7 protein-coding genes and 1 pseudogene are annotated in these 22,225 nt (G+C 32.4%); 5 read left to right on the plus strand and 3 right to left on the minus strand.

From position 1 onward, the window contains the following. Positions 1 to 830 precede the first annotated feature (830 nt). Positions 831 to 3,149, plus strand: a pseudogene (mrcB, locus tag CIPSTX3056_RS02095) (bifunctional glycosyl transferase/transpeptidase); the annotation flags it as partial. Between the two features lie 3,906 nt (positions 3,150 to 7,055). Here mrcB and ppk1 read toward each other — a convergent pair. The 3 genes from ppk1 to ptsI all read right to left on the minus strand — a co-directional run bounded on the left by ppk1 (position 7,056) and on the right by ptsI (position 17,337). Further along, positions 7,056 to 9,119, minus strand: a complete 2,064-nt coding sequence (gene ppk1 / locus CIPSTX3056_RS02100) for a polyphosphate kinase 1 (protein ID WP_072666527.1) — start codon at positions 9,117 to 9,119, stop codon at positions 7,056 to 7,058. 4,122 nt (positions 9,120 to 13,241) lie between these two features. Next, on the minus strand, positions 13,242 to 13,892 hold the full coding sequence (udk, locus tag CIPSTX3056_RS02105) for a uridine kinase (protein WP_072666305.1): 651 nt from the start codon (positions 13,890 to 13,892) through the stop codon (positions 13,242 to 13,244). A 1,711-nt stretch (positions 13,893 to 15,603) separates the two neighbouring features. After that, a complete protein-coding gene (gene ptsI / locus CIPSTX3056_RS02110; protein WP_072666306.1) occupies positions 15,604 to 17,337 on the minus strand; it encodes a phosphoenolpyruvate-protein phosphotransferase PtsI in 1,734 nt (577 codons plus the stop codon). A 1,800-nt stretch (positions 17,338 to 19,137) separates the two neighbouring features. Between ptsI and secE the strand changes: the two genes are divergently transcribed. From secE to rplA, 4 genes are all read left to right on the plus strand, one after another. Then, entirely contained in the window at positions 19,138 to 19,524 is a 387-nt protein-coding gene (secE, locus tag CIPSTX3056_RS02115; protein ID WP_072666528.1) for a preprotein translocase subunit SecE, read from the plus strand. A gap of 1 nt (position 19,525) precedes the next feature. Further along, entirely contained in the window at positions 19,526 to 20,071 is a 546-nt protein-coding gene (gene nusG, locus CIPSTX3056_RS02120) for a transcription termination/antitermination protein NusG (RefSeq protein WP_072666307.1), read from the plus strand. An 888-nt stretch (positions 20,072 to 20,959) separates the two neighbouring features. Further along, the gene (gene rplK / locus CIPSTX3056_RS02125) at positions 20,960 to 21,388 is read left to right on the plus strand and encodes a 50S ribosomal protein L11 (protein ID WP_072666308.1); all 429 of its coding nucleotides are present in this window, start codon (positions 20,960 to 20,962) and stop codon (positions 21,386 to 21,388) included. Between the two features lie 4 nt (positions 21,389 to 21,392). Continuing rightward, positions 21,393 to 22,097: a 50S ribosomal protein L1 gene (gene rplA, locus CIPSTX3056_RS02130; RefSeq protein WP_072666309.1), complete on the plus strand. Its 705-nt coding sequence runs from the start codon at positions 21,393 to 21,395 to the stop codon at positions 22,095 to 22,097. Positions 22,098 to 22,225 lie beyond the last annotated feature (128 nt).

Below are 22,225 nucleotides of genomic sequence, written 5' to 3' on the forward strand. Positions count from 1 at the left end.
TGATTAATAGATCTGAATAATAATACAAAAAACGTGCAGTGCATTCCTAGCAGTACAAGCTTTTTAAGCTAAGGCATATAAAAAAACACTTGGACATCAAGCTTATCATATATATCTTGAATTTTCTTTCATTTCTATCCGTGCAAATCGCGCGATCTAGCTATACTTTCATAGTAGATACTTCCTATCTTCGTTTCTGTATTTTAAAAGAGACCAATATGTGATCTTTTCTTGTTAAGAGGTTACATCAAATCTCATGAGATGGGTCATTCTATCTTCATACAAATCTTATGAACATCATAATGGTAATCACCTATCTTTATACTTTAATGCTGAGCATTAGACTAGATTAACTTTTAGAAATATTTTTATGTCACTCATGTGGTCATACAGACGACTGCTATCTCCCTAATGTAATAAGACCTAATCCGATAGAAACATTAAGTTTGTATTGAGCAGACCATAAATAATACAATTATCTTAATATCAAGAAATCGCATACTTTGTGACTTATATTTATTCACAAATACGTAGTCGTCATATATTGGTATATTTACCAGATAAAATTATCTTGTAATAATACGATAACAGATAGCCCTGATTTCATCTTAAATGCAAAAGTATAACAATACTCTATTGATTATTCTTATAAAATAACAAATCATACTATATGTTCCTCGGATATTATTAATTAATTTAAGAGAAGATCAAAGTATCTTATACTTGCTTTAAATAAGATTGTATCAGATCTCAGAAACAGACAAGTAACTGCAATCATTATAGACTAAAAGAGATGCAGTAAAAGATATAGGAAAAGTATGAGATGCAATAAAACCAGGGAACATCCTGTAAATAAATATTTTATGAAAATAATCATAAAATATTTATTTACAGGTACTCTTATGATCATAGGATATGGTTTCTGGCTGGATTACAAAATTCAGTATCGTATCAACGGAAAGGTCTGGCGACTTCCGGCTGTAGTATATGGTCGCATCGTTACTCTGCAACCGAATATGCCGTACACTCAGAAAAATATGATCTCTCTACTAGAGGGAGCGCAGTATCGTAAGGTGATGAATTCCTTACATCTTGGGGAATTTACCGTAAAACAAAATAGTATTGAGATGATCCGTCGCCCTTTTGATTTTCCAAAAAGCCCGGAGGACGCAAGGCATATTTGCCTGACTTTTAATAACAATTACCTAAAAACAATACACGACCTTGACAATGGTCGTGATTTAGGTTGTTTTCGTCTTGATCCTCGTTTAATTACCTTTATAAACACTCCAAATGGAGAGCAACGTCTCTTTTTAGCACGATCTAATTTTCCGGATCTTTTAGTTCAAACGCTACTAATTACTGAAGATCGTCACTTCTACCACCATCCTGGCATTAGTTTACATGCTATTGCTCGAGCTTTTTTAGTTAATATTATTGCTGGACACGCAATACAGGGTGGCAGCACTTTAACTCAGCAGCTGGTTAAAAATCTATTTCTAACTAATCAACGCTCACTATTACGTAAAGCTACTGAAGCCTATATGGCTATAATTATGGACGCACGATACGATAAAGATCGCATTCTTGAATTATATTTAAATGAAGTCTATCTTGGTCAGATTGGAAACAACCAAATTCATGGGTTTCCTTTAGCAAGCCTTTATTATTTCGGTCGCCCTGTTGATGAACTCACTTTAGATCAACAAGCATTATTAGTTGCTATGGTAAAAGGTGCATCGCTTTATAATCCATGGCGTAATCCAGGTATAACATTAGAACGCCGTAATTTGCTATTACGACTGATACGCAAACAAAATATTATAGATTCAGTATGTTTTTTAAAATTAAACGCTCGACCTTTAGGGGTTAATCCTGAAGGTAATCTTATCACTACACAACCATCCTTTATGCAATTGGTTTATCATGAATTACAGGCTCACTTAGGTAACAAGATGCAAGATCTTTCTGGGGTTAAAATCTTCACTACCCTCGATCCATTATCACAAAATGCAGCTGAGGAGTCGGTAGAGGAAGGTATTGCACTCCTGAGAAAGGTAAAAAATCTTAATGATCTAGAAAGCGCAATGGTCGTAGTCGATCGCTTTACTGGAGAGATACGTGCGATGGTAGGTGGAAGTAATCCAAAGTTTCTAGGATACAATCGCGCGTTATATGCACGTCGATCAATTGGCTCTTTGGCAAAACCTGCTATTTATTTAACCGCATTTAGCAAACCAGAGTTGTATCGTCTCAATACTTGGATAGCTGATAACCCAATTCAGTTAAGACAGCTAAATGGCCAAATATGGAGACCAAGAAATAATTCTCGATTATTTAGTGGCCATGTTATGCTAATCGATGCACTGACTTACTCGATAAATATCCCTGCAGTTAATCTTGGTATGACATTAGGGCTAAATTCAATACTAGAGACATGGAGTCGGTTAGGTGTACCTAAAAATCAATTAAAACCTATACCCGCAATACTATTAGGTGCCTTAAATCTAACCCCAATCGAAGTTGCCCAAACATTTCAAACAATTGCAAGTGGCGGAAACCGCGGGCAATTATCAACGCTATGCTCAGTTCTTTCTGACAATGGCACAGTGCTTTATGAAAGATTGCCACAATCTATTCGTAGTGTCTCACCTCAGGCTGCATATCTGACGCTGTATGCTATGCAGCAAGTAGTTGATCATGGTACTGCGAGCACTCTCGGAGCCTTATATCCTGAAGCGCATTTAGCAGGAAAAACAGGGACGACTAATTATCTAGTAGATAGCTGGTTTTCGGGTATTGACGGAAAAGAGGTAACCATCACTTGGGTGGGTCGTGATAATAACCAGACAACCCAATTATATGGTGTAAGTGGAGCCATGAAGATTTACCAGCTCTACCTAAAGAAACATGCTCCATTCCCATTAACACTTGCTCTACCGGAAAATGTTGTGCTCATGCCAGTCAATTCTTTGGGTAAGTTTTCCTGTAAAAAAGATACCATCAGTCGATACCTTCCGATATGGACAACTATGAATTTATATGAACTCTGCCAGAGTAGCAATCAACCTCAAAAAAAACATAGACACAACCTCTCTGCGCGAATGCACAGCATCTTTAAGTACTTCATTGCTGCGATCAATAAATAATATTTATAAAATATATCGATATATTTTGTCTTATGTATTCTACAATGGAAACGTTATTTTTTGTCTTAGGGGGGTTCTATGCCAGGATAGAGCAATGATATTTGTATAGATATACAATAGTGATGGAATATCACTTACTGCAGTTTCTGATTATTTATAAGAATACTTTAAATGCTCTATTGATCAGTCAATAGTTTGATAAGGATTCAATGATTATGCAATATTTTTAAACAAATGAATTTTTATAAAATACATAGTAACTCTTCTCTACTTATGATAATTAAAATAATTATAAGAATTCACTAATAAGCATGTCCAATAGAATGTAAACAATAGACTCAGTTTTGAGTATCTAGTTAAATTTTTAATCAAGTTTTTACACTGATATGTTAATTGGATAAACAATAATCGTATTATCTTCTATGATGATCATCATTACTACTTTAGTATAGCTTTACTTGAAAAAATAGATAGCCTAAGGAATCTAGATGTTTTATAAAATGCATTTTAGACTGCAAAATCAGAAACCTGAAAATAAGTATATTAATCAGACCATCTACAGACATTATTAGTGCTTATAACTATGTACTTTTTCTAAAGCAATAATTATGCATTTCAAGCAAGAAAAATAATATTTTTCCTCTAAAGAATAAAACCCGATGCATTCATCGATGCGTTTTGCAAACTTGGTTTGATGCGATGGCTCAATTTTGACATGATTAGAACGCGGTGATCCCTGAAGCCTTAATTAATCACGCATTTCTTAGTAAGATTAGATCCTGAAATAGACATCATAATTATCATTATATATTGAATACTTCTGTTTTTGCTGAAGGTTAATCAATAATCTTTATGTGAGGCTATGTTCGAAAGATATCCCTTGACTCTGAAACTAGCTATATAGTCATCACTACTACGCCCTGCCCTGATAATTCTATTTATATGATGTGTATTATAAGAAATATCTATTGATTATTATTTTACTCAATTTAGCGTATTTGTTTTCTGGATTACTTAGCTTATTTTAAATATTTTCAGGTTCTAAATGCTATTCTGCTACTATTATCTTAGTGCTTCATTATAAATAGGGTCTGAATAATTTCTCATTGTGGTTGGTGCAATAACTCTAGTTTAGAATGAACCCTCATGCCAATGATTAATGCAAGTCCACACATTAGGTTCGTGATGTATTCTGATTACTGATGATCTAGTAGATAGCAGTAATGCCTGTGTCTCAATATCACAATAATCCGATTAATAATTTATATCTGATAATCTACTCTATAATGTTCTTTTATGTCACGCAGTATAATTTTGTTTTGTAATAAAGTATTATTAATAATTACAAAATTTTGACACTCTTGTTCAGGGGTGGGATTTGCGAGATATGGGAAATACTAATATAATCTCTCACCCTTGGGTAAAACGTAAACAAGTACTGTATATATTCTATGAGTAAGCATAACCTTACATTTGTTTTTTCTCTATATTAATTTCATACATTGTAGATGTGTTTGTAATACTCTCTATCGCACGATCAGCTAACTAGTATACTGTTTCTGCTAATCATTCTTTGTGTTTTCAAATTAAGTAATGGTAGTATCTACTAACCGTTGACTTTTAAAGCGACACTAGATGACTTTAGTACGACCTGCACAGTACAGTAGGTTTTTATGCTTTTCCAAGTCCTAGATCTAGCTTTATCTTATTGTTTAGAACAGAAAGAATATAAAGTATATTCTTTAAGTCTTTAATACAAACCCTATAGATTTCTCGAATTTACTGTATTTTGGTATATATGTTACAAATTAGTTCAGAGATGCTACGCATTAGCACTGTAGAGTGCTAATCTATTGATTAGAAAAATACAATAACTAACATATAACAATATCTAATATAATGCAGATATATTAGCAGTCTTTTGATGACTTATTGAAAAGATTTAACATTCTGCACTATGCTATATTAGGATGCGTTTTTCCATAAGTATTTTTTATAATTAGTAATTAATAAGCCGCATGTGTTACAGCATAGCATGATAAACCTATGTTAAGATCCTATACTTTTCATAAAAGTAGATCTATATGCCTAACAAGCTACTTATTAGAAAGATCTACTGAATCAGTGCATACTTGCCACTAAGAGTAATAAACGCGCTGTCTAAAATTGATTCATTTTCTTAGGTAAGGCAGTATAATCAAATATTTTCCCTGGATTACATGATCTTTTACATTATGTTGTACCGATTTTTATATACATAGCAGATGCCAATTATTCATTATCACTAGGTATTTTACCTTTACAGCTAGATTTGAATAGCGTTTTTTTATGTAAAATACTTCATCTATTGCGATCATTTTAATAACTAAAAGCTGTACATACTGTATTTAAGACCTCTTGGTGTTTGAACATAACGCAAACCATTAATATATCTGATCTCCACTAAAATTCCGTCAATAATCATTGATATCTGATGTGATAAATTAACAAAATATTCTTTGACCATGGTATAAAATTTTAAATAGTATAGTGTGCTAAAAGTTAAAGCAAATAATTCAAAGTCATTGTATTACCTATATATGGCTGATAGTACATGCAGAAGACAGCATATCACGCGAATAATAATAGATAATTCTGACATGAATAGTTAAAACTGATCTAATCAATTGCGTTACAGTATTGTAATATCTGTATATATGCATAGCTGTGGTATATATTGGTCAAACTGAATAAATTTAAGTTATGACAATACATAAGACAACACAACCTAATACATCTGTTTAGTAGGTTGACTCTACATGCGATTCCTCTGGTTTTTTTGAAACAAAAGATTGATAATCTTAATCATAAGTTTTTATTTATTATAAAAATTCTGATAGGCACCAACATAGAGGTTTTAGGAGAACTAAATACAAGTTTTTCTGTTCCTAAGGATTAGATAGAAACTGTTTCGGATCTACCTGAATAAATATCGATCAAAGTTACAAAAAATAATGTTATTAAAATTCTGAATATTTCACAAAAACTCTAAATGTTCTATATCACATAAAGTGAACTAATCTTATTGAAGAATCTTCTTATGATAAAATTACAGTATATGAATTTTCTAGGTTTACAAGATATGCATTTTGTCATACCCGTAGAGATCATTTTTATATAGTCTCTTATCTTACATAGGAGCCTATGCTATAAAACCATGACCTATGTTATCTAATAATTATAAATCGTTAATAAATTAATCAGTATCAAATTTATAGAAAACCCCAACCTATTGATCTTTATAACTAAAGATTTTTAGTGCTAAATACCGGTAGATATGTTGTACTAATGCCTAATTATATAGTATTTTTCTAGATTATATATTAGCGAAGCACATAAAGATTAGCATGAATTTTAGGACTCATTTAGTGATTACTATTCAGCGGTATTACGGAATATAGACACAGTCGAAAAATGTCAGGTGCTATTCTGTCAAATCTCTCTATGAGAGTCTATCACGGAAGCTACTAATGATTAATAATCATCGCCTCTTCTCAATACACTGAATTTGAATCATCTAAAAAGCTTTTCTATTGTAGCATATTAAAATACTGATTTTTTCATATCTTGTCATATCTTGCTAAGATAAAACTCTCTAAGCTATATTATTTATGTAATAAAATTACTTGTACGTATAATAATATATAAGCGTGCACTCAATTTATATCGGATTCTAATCGTATTGAGAAACATCCTATTGTTTATATCTAGACTCGACCACCCCTATAAGAGCATGTTTCCTAAGTAAAATTGATGTATATCAAAATTTTAGTACTCATATAACATCGTTTAAGGCTAAAATAGGACATGATTAATGCAAATCGCAATATGTACTGATTGTCTTTATATTTTTATATAAAATCGTAATCAATCTATTTGTTCAAGAGATTTTATATATTTATAAATCGCTATTTGAGAGCGAATCTTACGCCGTCTACCACGTTGTACATAACAATTACCTAAGTTTTTATCAATAAAACGAGCTTTAAGATTATCTTTTATGAGAATTTTTATAATATTTATTATCCGTTGTTTAAGAATAGGATTCAGTATAACCACCCCAACTTCTATGCGATCATCAATATTGCGTGTCATCCAATCCGCTGAAGACAGAAACACCTTTGTCTCCGCTCCATGACGAAAAATATAGACACGATCGTGCTCTAAATAACGATCAACAATACTGATCGCACGAATGTTTTCGCTGACTCCTGTTAGCTGTGGTATGAGACTGCACATGCCTCTAATTATCAGATTGATTTTTACACCACAACTAGAAGCAGTATACAAGCGATCTACTAATCCTTGATCAACCAGATTGTTAAGTTTTAATATGATTTCAGCAGAAAAACCTTGTTTTGCATGATAAATTTCATTATCGATTAATCGATAGAGCCTATGTCTTGCATTTTGTGGTGAGACTATAAGATGCTTAAAGTGCACTGGGCGATATGGATTAGCAATAAAATGAAATACTTGTCGTACTTCATTAGTAATACGTGCATCAGAAGTCAAGAGAGAGTAATCGGTATATAATCTTGCAGTTTTTTCATTAAAATTTCCAGTACCAATATGTGCATAACGGTTAATTTTTCCATTTTCAGATCTTGAGATTAAGAATAGTTTAGCGTGAATTTTAAAACCTGGCGCTGAGAAAATCACGTGAACTCCAGCTTCAGTTAACCGTTTAGCCCAATGAATATTAGCCTCTTCATCAAACCTAGCCTGTAACTCAACTACGACTGTAACTTTTTTACCATTATATGCTGCATGAATCATCGCATTGATAATACGTGAATCTTTAGCCACGCGATAAATATTAATTTTAATTTCCAGCACAACGGGGTCAAAAGATGCCTGATGGAGTAGCTCAAGCACGTGCTCAAATGTATGGTATGGGTAATACAAGAGAATATCGCCGGCGCGAATAGCATCAAATCCATTCAAAAAACGATCAAATCGGACATGTCGTAGTTGTACCAGAGGCTTATGAAACAAATGCGCCTTACCAACATTTGGAAAATTGATCAAATCTTTAAAGTTATGATAGCGCCCACCTGGTAAAATAGAGTCATACTTAGAGAGATTCAGTTTATTACGCAACATATTAATCATTACATCGGGCATATCACTCTGATAAACGAAGCACACTGGTTTAGCAGTTAAACGTTGCTTTAGACTCGATGACATTAACTCCAATAAACTAAATTCCATCTCGGTCACTAAGTCATACTCTGCATCACGTGTCATTTTCATAGCATAAGCATTGATTATATCATATTCGAATAATCCATAAAAAATGTCCTCTAAGCAATAACGCAGGATGTTATCTAATAAAATCATTGGTTTTTGACGACGAGGCAACTCTGGAGGTAAATGCACAAAACGTGGTACTTTATCAGATGGAATCTCAAGTAACGCATAGCTTATTTCTGCACCACATATAATTTCAACAGATAAATAAGTGTAATTATCCCTTAGGAATCTCATTAAGTCACTGTTATCATTAATTAAAATGGGAATTATATGTTGTCGCAATGTATTATGAAAATAATGTCTCAACCAAGTTTTTTGATTATCAGATAGCTGATACTCGTTAATTAAAAAAATCTTATTCCGTGCCATTTCCAGCAATAAATCATTATATAAAATGTTGACTTTCTGATCAAATACCAAAATCCGTTGTTGAATTTTTTTTAGTAAATCATATGGGGCACCTGCAAGCTTTTGCTCTTCGCTAATCAAAATACGGCGTTTTAAATCTGAAAATCTAACCTTATAAAACTCCTCTAAATTTCTAGAATAAATACCAAGAAAACGCATACGTTCAATCAGTGGATTAGTTTTATCAGCAGCTTCTTGTAATACTCTTTCATTAAAAGATAACCAACTTAATTCTTTTTTTATATATCGATAATCCTGATCCGTTATCACTCTATGCCTCTCTGTTAGGATGCAGGTGCTCGGTATGCTCCAGTGCTTATAAACTCACCACATGTTAGTCTTATTTAACGTATAATCTTAGCAGTATGGATTATGCTAGTTAGCAATTATTGCGTCAGTTTGTTACAATCTGTTCATTGAAATTGTAAATAGTATTTATCACAAAGAATAATCGTTTATAACTTAAGAACTGTGGATAATGACGATCCCTGATTATGTATCATTAAAAATGTGACGAATATTAATATATCAGTTTATTACTTTAATACTTATCTAATTTCTTTTTTAAAAGAATCTTCTTTGAATTGCTAGTAGCTATTTTTATTGCATAAATGTATCCAGATTTTTATTATCACACGAGGTATAATCAAAATCCTTAGATCTCTAAGTCTAAAACTTAGAGATCTAAGGATTTTGATTATCCTGTGAATATAGACGTATCTTATCTTTTATTAAGAATAGTGATCGAGGATAATTGGTGATCACAACAGGATGCAAGTATACAATAAATTATATTCTTATCCTTATTAGATGTAATATTATTAGATATAATCATTACAAATTATAAGTGCGTTCAGCTCCTTAAATAGCATTTATTGTATTACACAATGCACTATATATTGTATTATGTAATACATAAGTCTATATCGCTGTATAGCATGCTTTATATATAAAAGATTGTAATTGCCAAAACTAGTAAACTACTAGTAAAAAGAAAAGATCTGGATACTTACTATCTCATCTCGAATACTAGAATACAAAATCAATTTACTACTTCAGACTGGATTATCGTTAAAAATGCTGTCTATCTAAAACAGATTACTAAATACACAACAATATCGCTATAATGTAAAAATCCTTACAGATTTTATCATACTATTATATGTATTTCTAATAGTAAATTAAAAGCGTACAGTGCAAGATCACTCAGATTTATCGAGCTTATGTAGTATCACTAACAACAGGCTCTCTATTGCCTATTGCATCTCGCTATTACAAAAATACTATTTTTTAAGATGAAAAATTTAGTTATTAACTATACTTATATATAGGGTTGGTTGCACTAAAAATCTTTTATAGGATGGTTTTAATCGTGTAACCATGATCAGCTTGCATAAACTAATATATCGACAACACCCCATCCAATAGATATGCAATTCAGTATTTAGGACGCCTCAGCATCGTGTTTAATGATGCGCCTGCAAACTTTATAGAATATAATTAATCATAAGGTAATCTATGCTATCCACGGACTAACTAAGATAAATATAGGAAACTCTTGTATCTATTAAGGTTGTCCTAATATTTAGAAACATCTAAAATAACATAAATAGATATTTTAAAAATATTTATTTCTAGAGCTTTAAGACAACTCTCAGATCTAGGAGAAATACCGGTATGAGCGTTAAGGTTTCAAACCAGTAGACTGTGATCATGCAACAGAAGTCACTACCTCTCAGAATTAGGATGAGGCTCTTCAGGTTGCCTAACTGTAAGCCTATGTTAATGTTAAAGCTTGTTTTTTATTTGCCTGTATCAGTTTATCCAGCATCGCGACATTGTTAAGTGTCATAATACTGCCTAGTTGAATCCTTTTAAATCGCAACAGTAAAGTAGTGTCTACAGTAAAAATTTGACATTCTATTCGCAAGCCTAATGCTCGATACCAAACCAATGATATAGTTAGAAAACCACATGGTATGCTATCCGTATTATCCGTATTATATATAATATCCCACTATCAGTATATGCTATAGCCATGGTATCCTATGCATTTCAATGTTTAGAAAGATACTCGTTGCTACCTGAAAAAATCGCACTAAATGATGCATGCAAGACATATATATAATGCATACCTCAAACGATCTACTCTGTTTAACCCACTGAGATCTCACATCTCTACGTTAGAAAACATCTATTCTCCTATAATATACTCAGGAGCCACAGCGCACCGTCTTCATATAATGGTTAATTTTAAAAGAAAATTATAGCATTATAAGTGCTAAAATTTAAAATAAGTAGATCGTTAAATATTTTTATTGTAGTCTGGTATGTTTTACAATATAAGCGTGGTTAGCTAGAGATGAAACAATAGTGTATATTTATATTATATCTGTAGTTATTCTGCAGTAATTTTACGCGTTTCTCTAGAGCAAGCAAGATCAGAATATTGTTCTATATTTTTATTAAACCTACAAATGAATACCGATTCACAGAAAAGTCTAATGCCTACTTTTTCCAGTACTCTCTACCATTATATTACGTAGGTATCTATCAAAACCTATTCGATAAAACTGTACTTTTACGAAAAGATTAGACATATAGGCTAGAATCTGCATACAAATAGATTTGTATATGATCCTCAACAGCATCAGAATTATCTAGATTAACATTAGAGGCAAGGTTCTATTAGATCTGTATTTTTATACTGCTATATTTGAGTCTATCCAAAGTCCAGCAGAGCTGAATAACAGTTAAATAACGAGACATATCGTTCTAGAGTGCATATGTTTGAAAGATAGACCTAACATTAATCATAGCATTTGGTACTGATGTTTAAAATAGACCCCCCTGTAATTGGTAGTTCTGTGTTAATGTATAATCGTAACATACAAGAGAAACCCCTAGCGCCACCTTAAGCAACATCGTCAGATGTCTTATCATATTTCTCTTATATCGTTAAACGTTAAAAAATTATAAATAATTCCTTTAACGCCTATCTGCTCATATCTTGACTATATAAACCTACTTTCCTACTGAGGGTGTTAAGATACGAACTCATGGTATAACCAGATAATCTTGTGCCAAAGACACAGTACGATCAGATCAAAATGCATCTTGTTTATACTCATAGATAGTAAATTGGCAAATTATATTTCATTTTCTTAGTTGATTGAACAGGTATTACTAGCAATGGTATTTAACGATGATAAACATCTGGTATAGACCTTTAAAAGGCCACTAATAATCATAAAGAGAGATCAATCAAGCATTACACCTTGTCCTCCCTATAGAATAACATATAATAACATATTTTACACCCCAGAAAAATTTGTAGACTGGACGTTCTTAATAGACCTGTGATAATCATTAGATTTTTTACACAGGGATGATCAAGTTGATAGTGCACATTATTAGCATACGCACTCTGTAATTCCGTATGACCTATACATACATTCTAGCGTTATTGCATGACAATATTCTTGACAGATATTAAAGAGTACCATTCATTCTAGCTGAAATACCAAAATACAATGTATAAGCAGAGTGATAGCAATCAGTATCTCATTAATATTGAATATATATCAAAACATATTATAAGATAGCTGCTATGCGTAGGAAAGATCAGATTCTCCCGTCTGTGGTAATCAAATAGATGGTTCTGATAATAAATCTAAGTACCAGGCGCATAGTAGTATTCAATGCTCCAGATACTATTCAAAATAAGTAATCTACTGTCTTTCTTTATTAGGTTTTATAATTTCTAAAAAAGTAAAATTTTATTATACAGCAAGCGGATAATTATTGAAAAATTCTAGTAAATCAAGTTACTTGCCGTAAATTTATGGGTTAGGGGAATAACTTGTTATTACTTTTTAAAAACGTGATTGAATAGATAAAACATTAATATTAAATTATACCTACACAATTCATTATATTACTGAGGCATACTCTTGATTGCATTAAAATACATCTATCTTTTATATATTATGTTGAGTTTGTAATGAACCTACAGACTGATATGATGACTATTGGTATAAAATAAAAAAATAAAATAAAAACTAAAAAATCTACTTTTTTTATCAGATCTATTCTTATCCAAAATATACTAAGATCCCTTAAAAAGTTTTATAGTGATCATCGATTTTATCGAATATTTTAATTTATTTGAAGTCAAATATAGCAGTATTATTAATACTGCAGATGCGAAAAATAGCAGCTTTATTTATTATTTAATCACGTTTTTTTTAATACAAAAGATCATAGTGTATGTATCGATATTGACTAATGATAAGCTGCAATATCTTTTAACTCGTGTTGCCTTAATTAACGAAAATCATAATCATTGTTACATAAAATATCAAATATAGAGAAGTCAAAATCATGTTGCTATTTTTCAAAAAATTGATTAATTTTTGCTTTTAAGATATCAATAGCAATACGATTTTTTCCTCCGCGTGGTACGATAATATCGGCATACTGCTTACAGGGTTCTATAAATTGCAAAAACATAGGCCGTACTGTCTTCTGGTATTGATCCATAACAGAATCCATAGAGCGCCCTCTCTCATTTACATCGCGTCTCATGCGTCGCATCAGGCAAATATCGAGAGAAGTATCCACAAAAATAGAAAAATTCATTTCCTGACGTAATTTAGCGTTTGTTAGCAACAAAATACCTTCTAAAATAATGACCTTTTTTGGTTTTAAATGTAGTGTTTGTTTAGTGCGCGTATGCTCAACATAATTGTACACCGGCAAGTCAATTGCATATCCTGATTTCAGCATTTTTATATGTTGCAAAAGTAGACCATGATCCATAGCGTTTGGATGGTCATAATTAGTTTTTACTCTTTCAGACATGGTTAGATGTCCTTGGTCCCTGTAATAAGCGTCTTCAGGAATAACACCGATATTATCATCACCAAAACGATCTCGAACTTCATGATACAACGTACTAGCAATCAGACTTTTACCTGAAGCAGATGCGCCTGAGATACCTACAATAACACACTGATGGTGCGACGAATTGTCAGCCATATTTTAAGGACCTACCTGCCCTGCACTGAAGACAGCATAAAAGGCACTATGAATATTTATAGAGCATCCGATGTAGAAAATATCCATAAACTAGCCTAGGTGTAAAACCTAAGTGCAATTTGTCGCTATGATATACTACTAATAGTGTTAGTCTTTGATAGTTATATCGCTATTATCTAATAGCAGTTATACAGCAGAACTGGCAGAACTGATATAGACTATATAATGACATATATTCTAAGACTTTTATTGTGCTGATGTTAAATCTTCTATCCCATGTTAAATCTGCTATCCTAACATAGGAAAATTTTAGACAAAATAAAAACTTACTCATGATCGTCAGCTAATGCAAGTGCGTTATAGCACTTTGACATAATATAGCATTTAAAACATACTTGTGAGTTGGTAATAATTGGATGTACCGCTCCGAGTTATTTCTGATATGTGTTGTGATCAATGTAAGTCATAAAAGCATATACTTTCTATTGCACTTTCTATTGCACTTTCTATTGCATGCTACCGTTGTTAGTGAGAAATCTATTGAAGAACATTATGCATACTAACCCAATGAATAATCACTAGTAGAGTTTTACCCATCAGGGGGCTAAACAGTTTCTATCTTTTAGTAATACTAAATTAGTGTGCGTATTCGATCATCAGTAACTAATACAATTAGTTACTCGCAAAATGTCTCGTTCCTTTCTGCGATAATTCACACCGGTAAGATTGTAGATTTTAAATTAGCACCATTCTCTACCTCTGAAACTCCACATGTTTACTTTGCGGTATGCAAGACTTATCTAATTATTGTACCGCAACACCTACGACTAAACGTTTCTAGCTCTAGAAGATTAGTCGATAGGATAGCATTGAGCAGTGTACATATATTATGTCTATAATACCAATATTATGCAGTTGAAAAACACCACCTTTTTAAGGTATTCAATCACTTAATAAAATATCAAGTTCAAGTATGGTAGTTCACTACCATAACCATCCATGTGGTTTGAAAACAACCTTAAATCTATACTATTAGATCTATACTAAAAGTAAAGATATCCACGTAGCATATATCCACCATATATCTACTGTGTGCTACTATGCACACTACACTATGTACTGCTATATACTATGCTATAATAATAGTAGTATGTAGCAGTACATAGTGTTCTGGAGCTTAGTGTCAACAGTTCTTATGACATAATCCATATCATTAATCCAGCATAATATTGATTAACATGGGTTGTTCAAGTATCCTGAAAGCTTAGGTAAAAACTATATATAATGAAAGAACCATACAATCTTTCATACTAATTATTAGAAAAGAATTATCTTATACAAACTCTTCCATCCATTGCTACACTCCAATAAACTGTTCAGGCATAAAACTAAATATAAACAGTATTCTAATTATATTAGAATCTGTTGATAACGTACTCAGGCTTCTTACTAGAAGTAGTTGGGGTGATATTAAAACTTATTTTGCGCTACACAGACACAACGTGGATTTTACTGTAAAATAGACATTAATTTTCTTAAAAATGTCTTATGATTTTGTGGACGTCGCATCCATTGATCTCTAATAATTTAATTTGTCTTATGTAGTATTTGGATGCTTCTGTGAAATCTAGAGAATTCTAGAATAGATACTCTAGATATAATTTTTTTAATGTATGTATTTTTTGATTTATATAAAAAATAGAAACATTTATTACTCTAAAGTCAAATGTTTGGCTTTAATAAATTCATTTACTATTTGCATTAACGCATCAGAAGTCGGCTGGATTAGCGCTTGCTCTGCTAATCTCTTGGTATCTTCAAAATTTACACTGCGAATAATTTTTTTAATACGGGGAATAGAAGCGGCACTCATGCTAAATTCATCTAGCCCCATACCTAATAATAATAACGTTGCTCGTGGATCCCCTGCTAGTTCGCCACACATGCCCGTCCACTTACCTTCATTATGAGAAGCATCAATTACCTTTTTAATTAACATAAGAACAGAGGGGCAAATAGGATTATACAAATGAGATATAAGGTCATTACCACGATCTACCGCTAAAGTATACTGCGTTAAGTCGTTTGTTCCAATACTAAAGAAATCAACTTCTTTTGCTAAGTGATGAGAGATTATTGCAGCAGCAGGAGTTTCTACCATAATGCCAAGCTCAATCTTTGTGTCGAATTTTATTGACTCTTTACAAAGTTGAGCCTTGAGGATTTTAAGCTCTTTTTTTAAAAAACGTACTTCTTCAACAGAAATTATCATAGGAAACATGACGCGCAATTCACCAAAAATAGAAGCACGCAAAATAGCACGTAATTGCGCATGAAGAATATCAGTGCGGTCCATCGAAATACGAATAGCGCGCCAACCCAAAAAAGGATTTGTCTCTTTTGGTAGATTCATATATGGTAAATCTTTATCACCACCGATATCCATAGTACGTATTATTACACCAGGAGAACCAACAGATTCTACTACAGTTTTATAGGCCTGAAACTGTTCTTCCTCGCTAGGCAACGCATTGCGATCCATAAATAAGCATTCAGTACGGTATAATCCTACACCTTCTGCACCATAACGTTTTATTCCTGCAATATCATACACCGTGCCAATATTTGCAGAAACTTTTACTTGATGACCATCACGAGTAATCGCTGGCAGTTCTTTCAATTGTAATAATTCGTTTTTCTGGATATCATATTGATTTGCTAATTTTTTCAGCTCCTTAGTTTTCTCTGGCATTGGATTGATATATATTTGGTTGTTTATACCATCTAGAATCAAGAAATCGCCATCTTTAACGCGATGAGTAATATCTCCAGTGCCAACAATAGCTGGTAGCTCTAATGAACGTGCCATAATTGAAGTATGCGAAGTCTGCCCTCCAAGATCAGTAATAAAACCTAATATTTTTTTTAGGTTCATCTGAGCAATGTCCGAGGGTGTTAAATCTTTAGCAACGAGTATAACCTCTTCATTAATAGCGCTGAGATCAGTAATGTGCAACCCTAGAATATTTTTTAATAGACGCTGACCGATATCCCGCACGTCTGCAGCGCGTTCTCTAAGATAATCATCTTCAAGAGTTTCTAAGGCCTTTGCCTGAGTGTTAATAACAGTATATACAGCAAAATCAGCGGTAACTAGCTCGTCTGTAATAAAAGAAATAATTTCCTGTTCAAGCTCTTCATCTTCTAGCAGCATCGCATGTCCTTCAAAGATTTCTGATTTTCCTGATCCATGCACTGCATTAGCTTTAATTTTGATTGCTTCGAGTTGCTCGTAAGATTTTTGACGACCACAAATAAAGCGCTGAATTTCACTATTAATTTGATCAAATGGGATTTTTTTTCTATTGATAGCAATCTCTGTTTCTTTAAGGAGAAGAGCTTTGCCAAATGCTATCATTGGTGACGCTATAATACCTGAAATCATAACTCTACCTTAACTGTATAATAACTTTATAAAAGACTTTATATAACTTTATACAAAAAATTACTATATTAGTAACGCTTATTTTAGCAAGTCATACTTGTTTTAGAAAATACAGCAAAAAATAAATTCAAAAAAATACTTTAACAAAGTATTACTTTTATTAAGTAAGTACGTAGCAAATTTTTAAATGTTCATTTTATCTTTTCACTATTATATTTAAGATAGCAATGATCTGTTATTAGCCTTGTATTGTTCAATCCAATTTACTTATAGGGCCACTGGTCAGATCATGAAGGATCATTATGCGATTTTCTATGATTGTTGCACATTACATGATACGTTTATTATGCCATAAATTCTGCACTAATTCTGCACTATGGCAGTTTATTACATGTTGACATAATCTTTATTACATGTTGACATAAGCAATGGGATCCTGTCTATACTATCATTACGCAAAGACATACTATCATTACGTAAAGACGTAAAGACTAAATACAATCTAGCCACTAAATACATTGAATTGAGATTAGAATCTCATCCATGATTAATATATCTCGTGCAATATGGTAACCCCAGACCTCTTAGTCAAGGGATATTTATATCAGACTTAAGTCATGCCCCTAAAGTTCAAATGTATTATGAATACTTTGATCAATTTAAATCCTGCTTATTAAAAGTAAATTATAGATGTCTGACCTAGATCGACTAGGCATTAGATGATAACAATCATAGGACAGGACATGAAGAAGGTATTAATAAAATACTCTATTATAATAAAATTATAATAAATAATAAAAACAAAAAGTACTAAATCTTAGTGCAACTTTATATGAGTATCATACCGATAGATATCCGTCTAATTTTATCATAGAGAAACCATATTAATTTACAGAATATATATTCTATTATTTATTAATTTACAGAATATATATTCTATTATCTGCCTATTTATAAATTAACCAGAATTATGAACCAGTATTGAGAATATTGTTTCATTTTTTTATGATTTAAGTGTAATGCCGCCATCAATAGATATAATCCTAATAACAATGTAAAGAAAATTATACATCATATTTATACGTTAAAATACGTTAAAATAATATGCTATCCCTTACTTGTTTATGGTTTTTGTGATAATGTCCATAACTTATATCTTGGTCCTATGGTTTATTTTTTATTGCATGTAAATTACATTTTGTGTTCACTAAATGAGTTATATGAAGAAAAATGGAAATTTTGTAAATGTAAAACCAATGCATACATGTCTGAATGTTATTCACTAGTACTCTGAAAGCTATTAAAAATAAAGCTATTAAAAAGGTCTTTTTTGAGACTTATTAAAAAATCTCTTTGAGACTAATCGTCCTTCGTGTATATGCTTTTCTAAGTAAATTATATTTTATATTTTTTGTAAGCAAATCAGTGTATTGATAGATTATTTGTCATTCTAAAATTGACACTAGAATATTAATGGGGTATACCTAAGATTGGCCTGTCTCTAACTATACTATAGAGGTACGTCGTCTGTTAAAGCTACTCATTAAATTATGCTGGATAAAATTTGACGAACTGCGAATAAAGGAGCATAATTCAGATTCCTTCTTCAACTCTACGACATCCGTTTCAAATCATACATATAATAAATTATAATTAATAAGCATTATCCATATATAACTCATTGGTGGTGAACCTTTGCTCTAGAAGAGTCTAGAACCGAAAATAATATTCAACATATTCTTTATTTTACGAGTTCACTACCGGTGCAGTATTTAAATATATTAAATGGCAGACTTTGTTATGAATGATAGCATAGAAGACACCTCAAAAAAAAAGAATAGGATCGAAGTTTATAAGTGGCTAGGTGTAATGATATTAGTAGTGACTGCTATTATCGGCAATGCTCTATATCGTGATATGCTATTTCCAGTTCGCATACTTATCATTATATTGTTGATAACAGCAGCAACGATCCTTGCTTTGTTAACTGTGAAAGGTAAAGCAGCATTAAATTTTACATACCAAGCTCATTCTGAAATTCGTAAAATTATCTGGCCTACTCGTCAGGAAACGTTTCATACTACATTTATTGTTACTGCGGTAACTACTATAATGTCACTCATTTTATGGGGGCTGGACAGCATCCTAGTCCGCCTGGTATCCTTTATTACTGGCCTGAGGTTTTAAGATGTCGGAAGTTCCACAAAAACGTTGGTACGTCATACAGGCGTTTTCCGGTTTTGAAAGTCGCGTAGCTCAGTCGTTGCGCGAACATATTAAGTTGAATAATATGGAAGCATTATTTGGCGATATTATGGTGCCCACCGAAGAAGTAGTCGAGATCCGCCGCGGCCAGCGTCGAAAAAGTGAACGTAAGTTTTTTCCAGGATACGTATTGGTACAAATGATTATGCATGACGCTAGCTGGCATCTTGTGCGAAAAATACCACGAGTAATGGGGTTTATTGGTGGAACTTCTGATCATCCAGCACCAATTAGTCATAAAGAGGTGCATGCTATTTCAGCTCTCTTACAGAAAATTGGAGATAAACCACGTCCCAAAACATTATTTGAGCCCGGTGAAATTGTGCGTGTTAATGATGGCCCGTTTTCCGACTTTAATGGTGTTGTAGAGGAAGTTGATTACGAGAAGAGCCGCCTAAAAGTATCTGTCTCTATATTCGGCCGCGCAACACCGGTAGAATTGGATTTTGCTCAAGTAGAAAAGGGGTAAGAATTACAATAACCTATACACCCGATATACTCTTAATGCGCTATCTGCAACGCTTCAAGTTAAGATTATTATATTCTATATAATAAGTGAATCAACATTGCCAGAATCATGTAATTACTATAATATATAGTCTCTTGTTAGTCTTATATGGACCGTAATATACAGTATAGGTTCACTATAGGTTATAGTGTATATCTAATATAGAATATATATAGAGATATATATAGATCTATATATCTATATATATATGCATTTGTACACATCATATACATGTACTATTAATTATGTACTATTAATTTGTATACATCACATACATGTACTATTATACATATACTACTGTATACAGTACATCACTGCACATCATAATAACATTTACAGTTATACAGTACATTGTACTATATACAGTACACCAGTACATTGTTATAAGTGATAAGTAAGTTATAAGTTATATACGGTTATTTTGTAGTTGTATATATTTTGTAGTTGTATATATATACAAGTATATACAACAGAGCATGATATGTGCAATAGTACAATACATTATTAACATGAATTAACATTAGTACACAGAATGAACATTAGTACACATCATATAATCATATGATATATGATACATATCATATTATTAATAAAATAAAATTTATTTAATATATTATATATTAAATATATTATATATTAATTATATATTAATGTAAATGTATTATACAGTATGCAGTCAGTATGCAGTATGTCATTCAGTGTGCCATTAATCAGTAATCAGTATGTCATTAATGTATTAATACAACAGATGCATATCATCCTTGGACTAGCTATCCTATGTAGGAAGGGGCTAGCTATTAGGACGTTTACTGGCTTTAAGACAGTTGTCATTCTATTCGAGGCATTACAATGGCTAAGAAAGTACAAGCCTATATCAAGCTGCAGGTTGCGGCTGGTATGGCAAATCCGAGCCCTCCGGTAGGTCCGGCTCTCGGTCAGAAAGGAGTCAACATTATGGAATTCTGCAAATCATTTAATGCTAAAACAGAATCTATAGAAAAAGGGCTTCCGATTCCAGTTGTAATTACTGTTTACTCTGACCGTTCTTTTGTTTTTATTACTAAGACACCTCCTTCGGCGGTCTTGCTAAAGAAAGCAGCTGGTATAAAATCTGGATCTAGTCAAGCAAAAAAAGCTAAAGTCGGTACTTTATCACAAGTTCAAATACGTAATATCGCAGAAACGAAAGCAGCAGATATGACTGGGGCTAATATTGAAGCAATGACTCGTTCAATTTTAGGCACTGCTCGATCTATGGGGTTAGTGGTGGAGGAATAATACAATGACTAAGCTTACTAAACGTATGCGCATAATTCGTGAACGAATCCATTCGGCTCAATCATATGATATTAACCAAGCTCTTATTTTGATCAAAGAATTAGCCACTGCGCGGTTTACTGAGAGCGTTGATGTGGCGGTAAACTTAGGGATTGATGCAAGAAAATCTGACCAAAACATACGAGGATATGTTATACTTCCACATGGCACTGGTCGTTTTATGAGGGTAGCTGTATTTACCAATAGAGCTAATGCTGTAGCCGCTAAAGCTGCTGGCGCTGAATTCATTGGCATGGAGGATTTAGCAGAAAAAATCAAAAAAGGTGAAATGAACTTTGATGTCGTAATTGCATCCCCAGACGCAATGCATATTGTTAGCCAGGTAGGGCAAATCCTTGGACCACGTGGTCTCATGCCAAACCCAAAAATGGGTACTGTTACACCTAATATCGGAGAAGCAGTCAAAAACGCTAAAGCTGGTCACGTTTGTTACCGTAATGACAAAAATGGCATTATACATCTTACGATTGGTAAAGTAAGTTTTAACGCAGATCAGTTAATTGATAACTTAGAATCTTTTCTTGTTGCCATAAACAAATCCAAACCGCCTCAGGCAAAAGGCATTTTTATTAAAAAAATAAGTCTTTCTAGTACCATGGGGGCAAGTTTCACAATAGATCAAACAGGCTTAAAAGCCTGCATAGGCTAAGTTAATGTTTAGGCTCCATATATCTTAAATTATTCTTAAGCTTAAATTGTTAGGTTATATTTGCATGATATCTATCATAAAGATTTAATTTAATATTTAAAATTTAAAGGAAATATTTATTGTATCAA

Source organism: Candidatus Erwinia haradaeae (genome assembly GCF_900698965.1).
Taxonomy (GTDB): Bacteria; Pseudomonadota; Gammaproteobacteria; order Enterobacterales; family Enterobacteriaceae; genus Erwinia_E; species Erwinia_E haradaeae_A.

Coding starts and splice junctions, on each gene's coding strand:
- secE (WP_072666528.1), top strand. CDS start 19,138: ATGAATGATAGCATAGAAGACACCTCAAAAAAAAAGAATAGGATCGAA.
- nusG (WP_072666307.1), top strand. CDS start 19,526: ATGTCGGAAGTTCCACAAAAACGTTGGTACGTCATACAGGCGTTTTCC.
- udk (WP_072666305.1), bottom strand. CDS start 13,892: ATGGCTGACAATTCGTCGCACCATCAGTGTGTTATTGTAGGTATCTCA.
- rplK (WP_072666308.1), top strand. CDS start 20,960: ATGGCTAAGAAAGTACAAGCCTATATCAAGCTGCAGGTTGCGGCTGGT.
- rplA (WP_072666309.1), top strand. CDS start 21,393: ATGACTAAGCTTACTAAACGTATGCGCATAATTCGTGAACGAATCCAT.
- ptsI (WP_072666306.1), bottom strand. CDS start 17,337: ATGATTTCAGGTATTATAGCGTCACCAATGATAGCATTTGGCAAAGCT.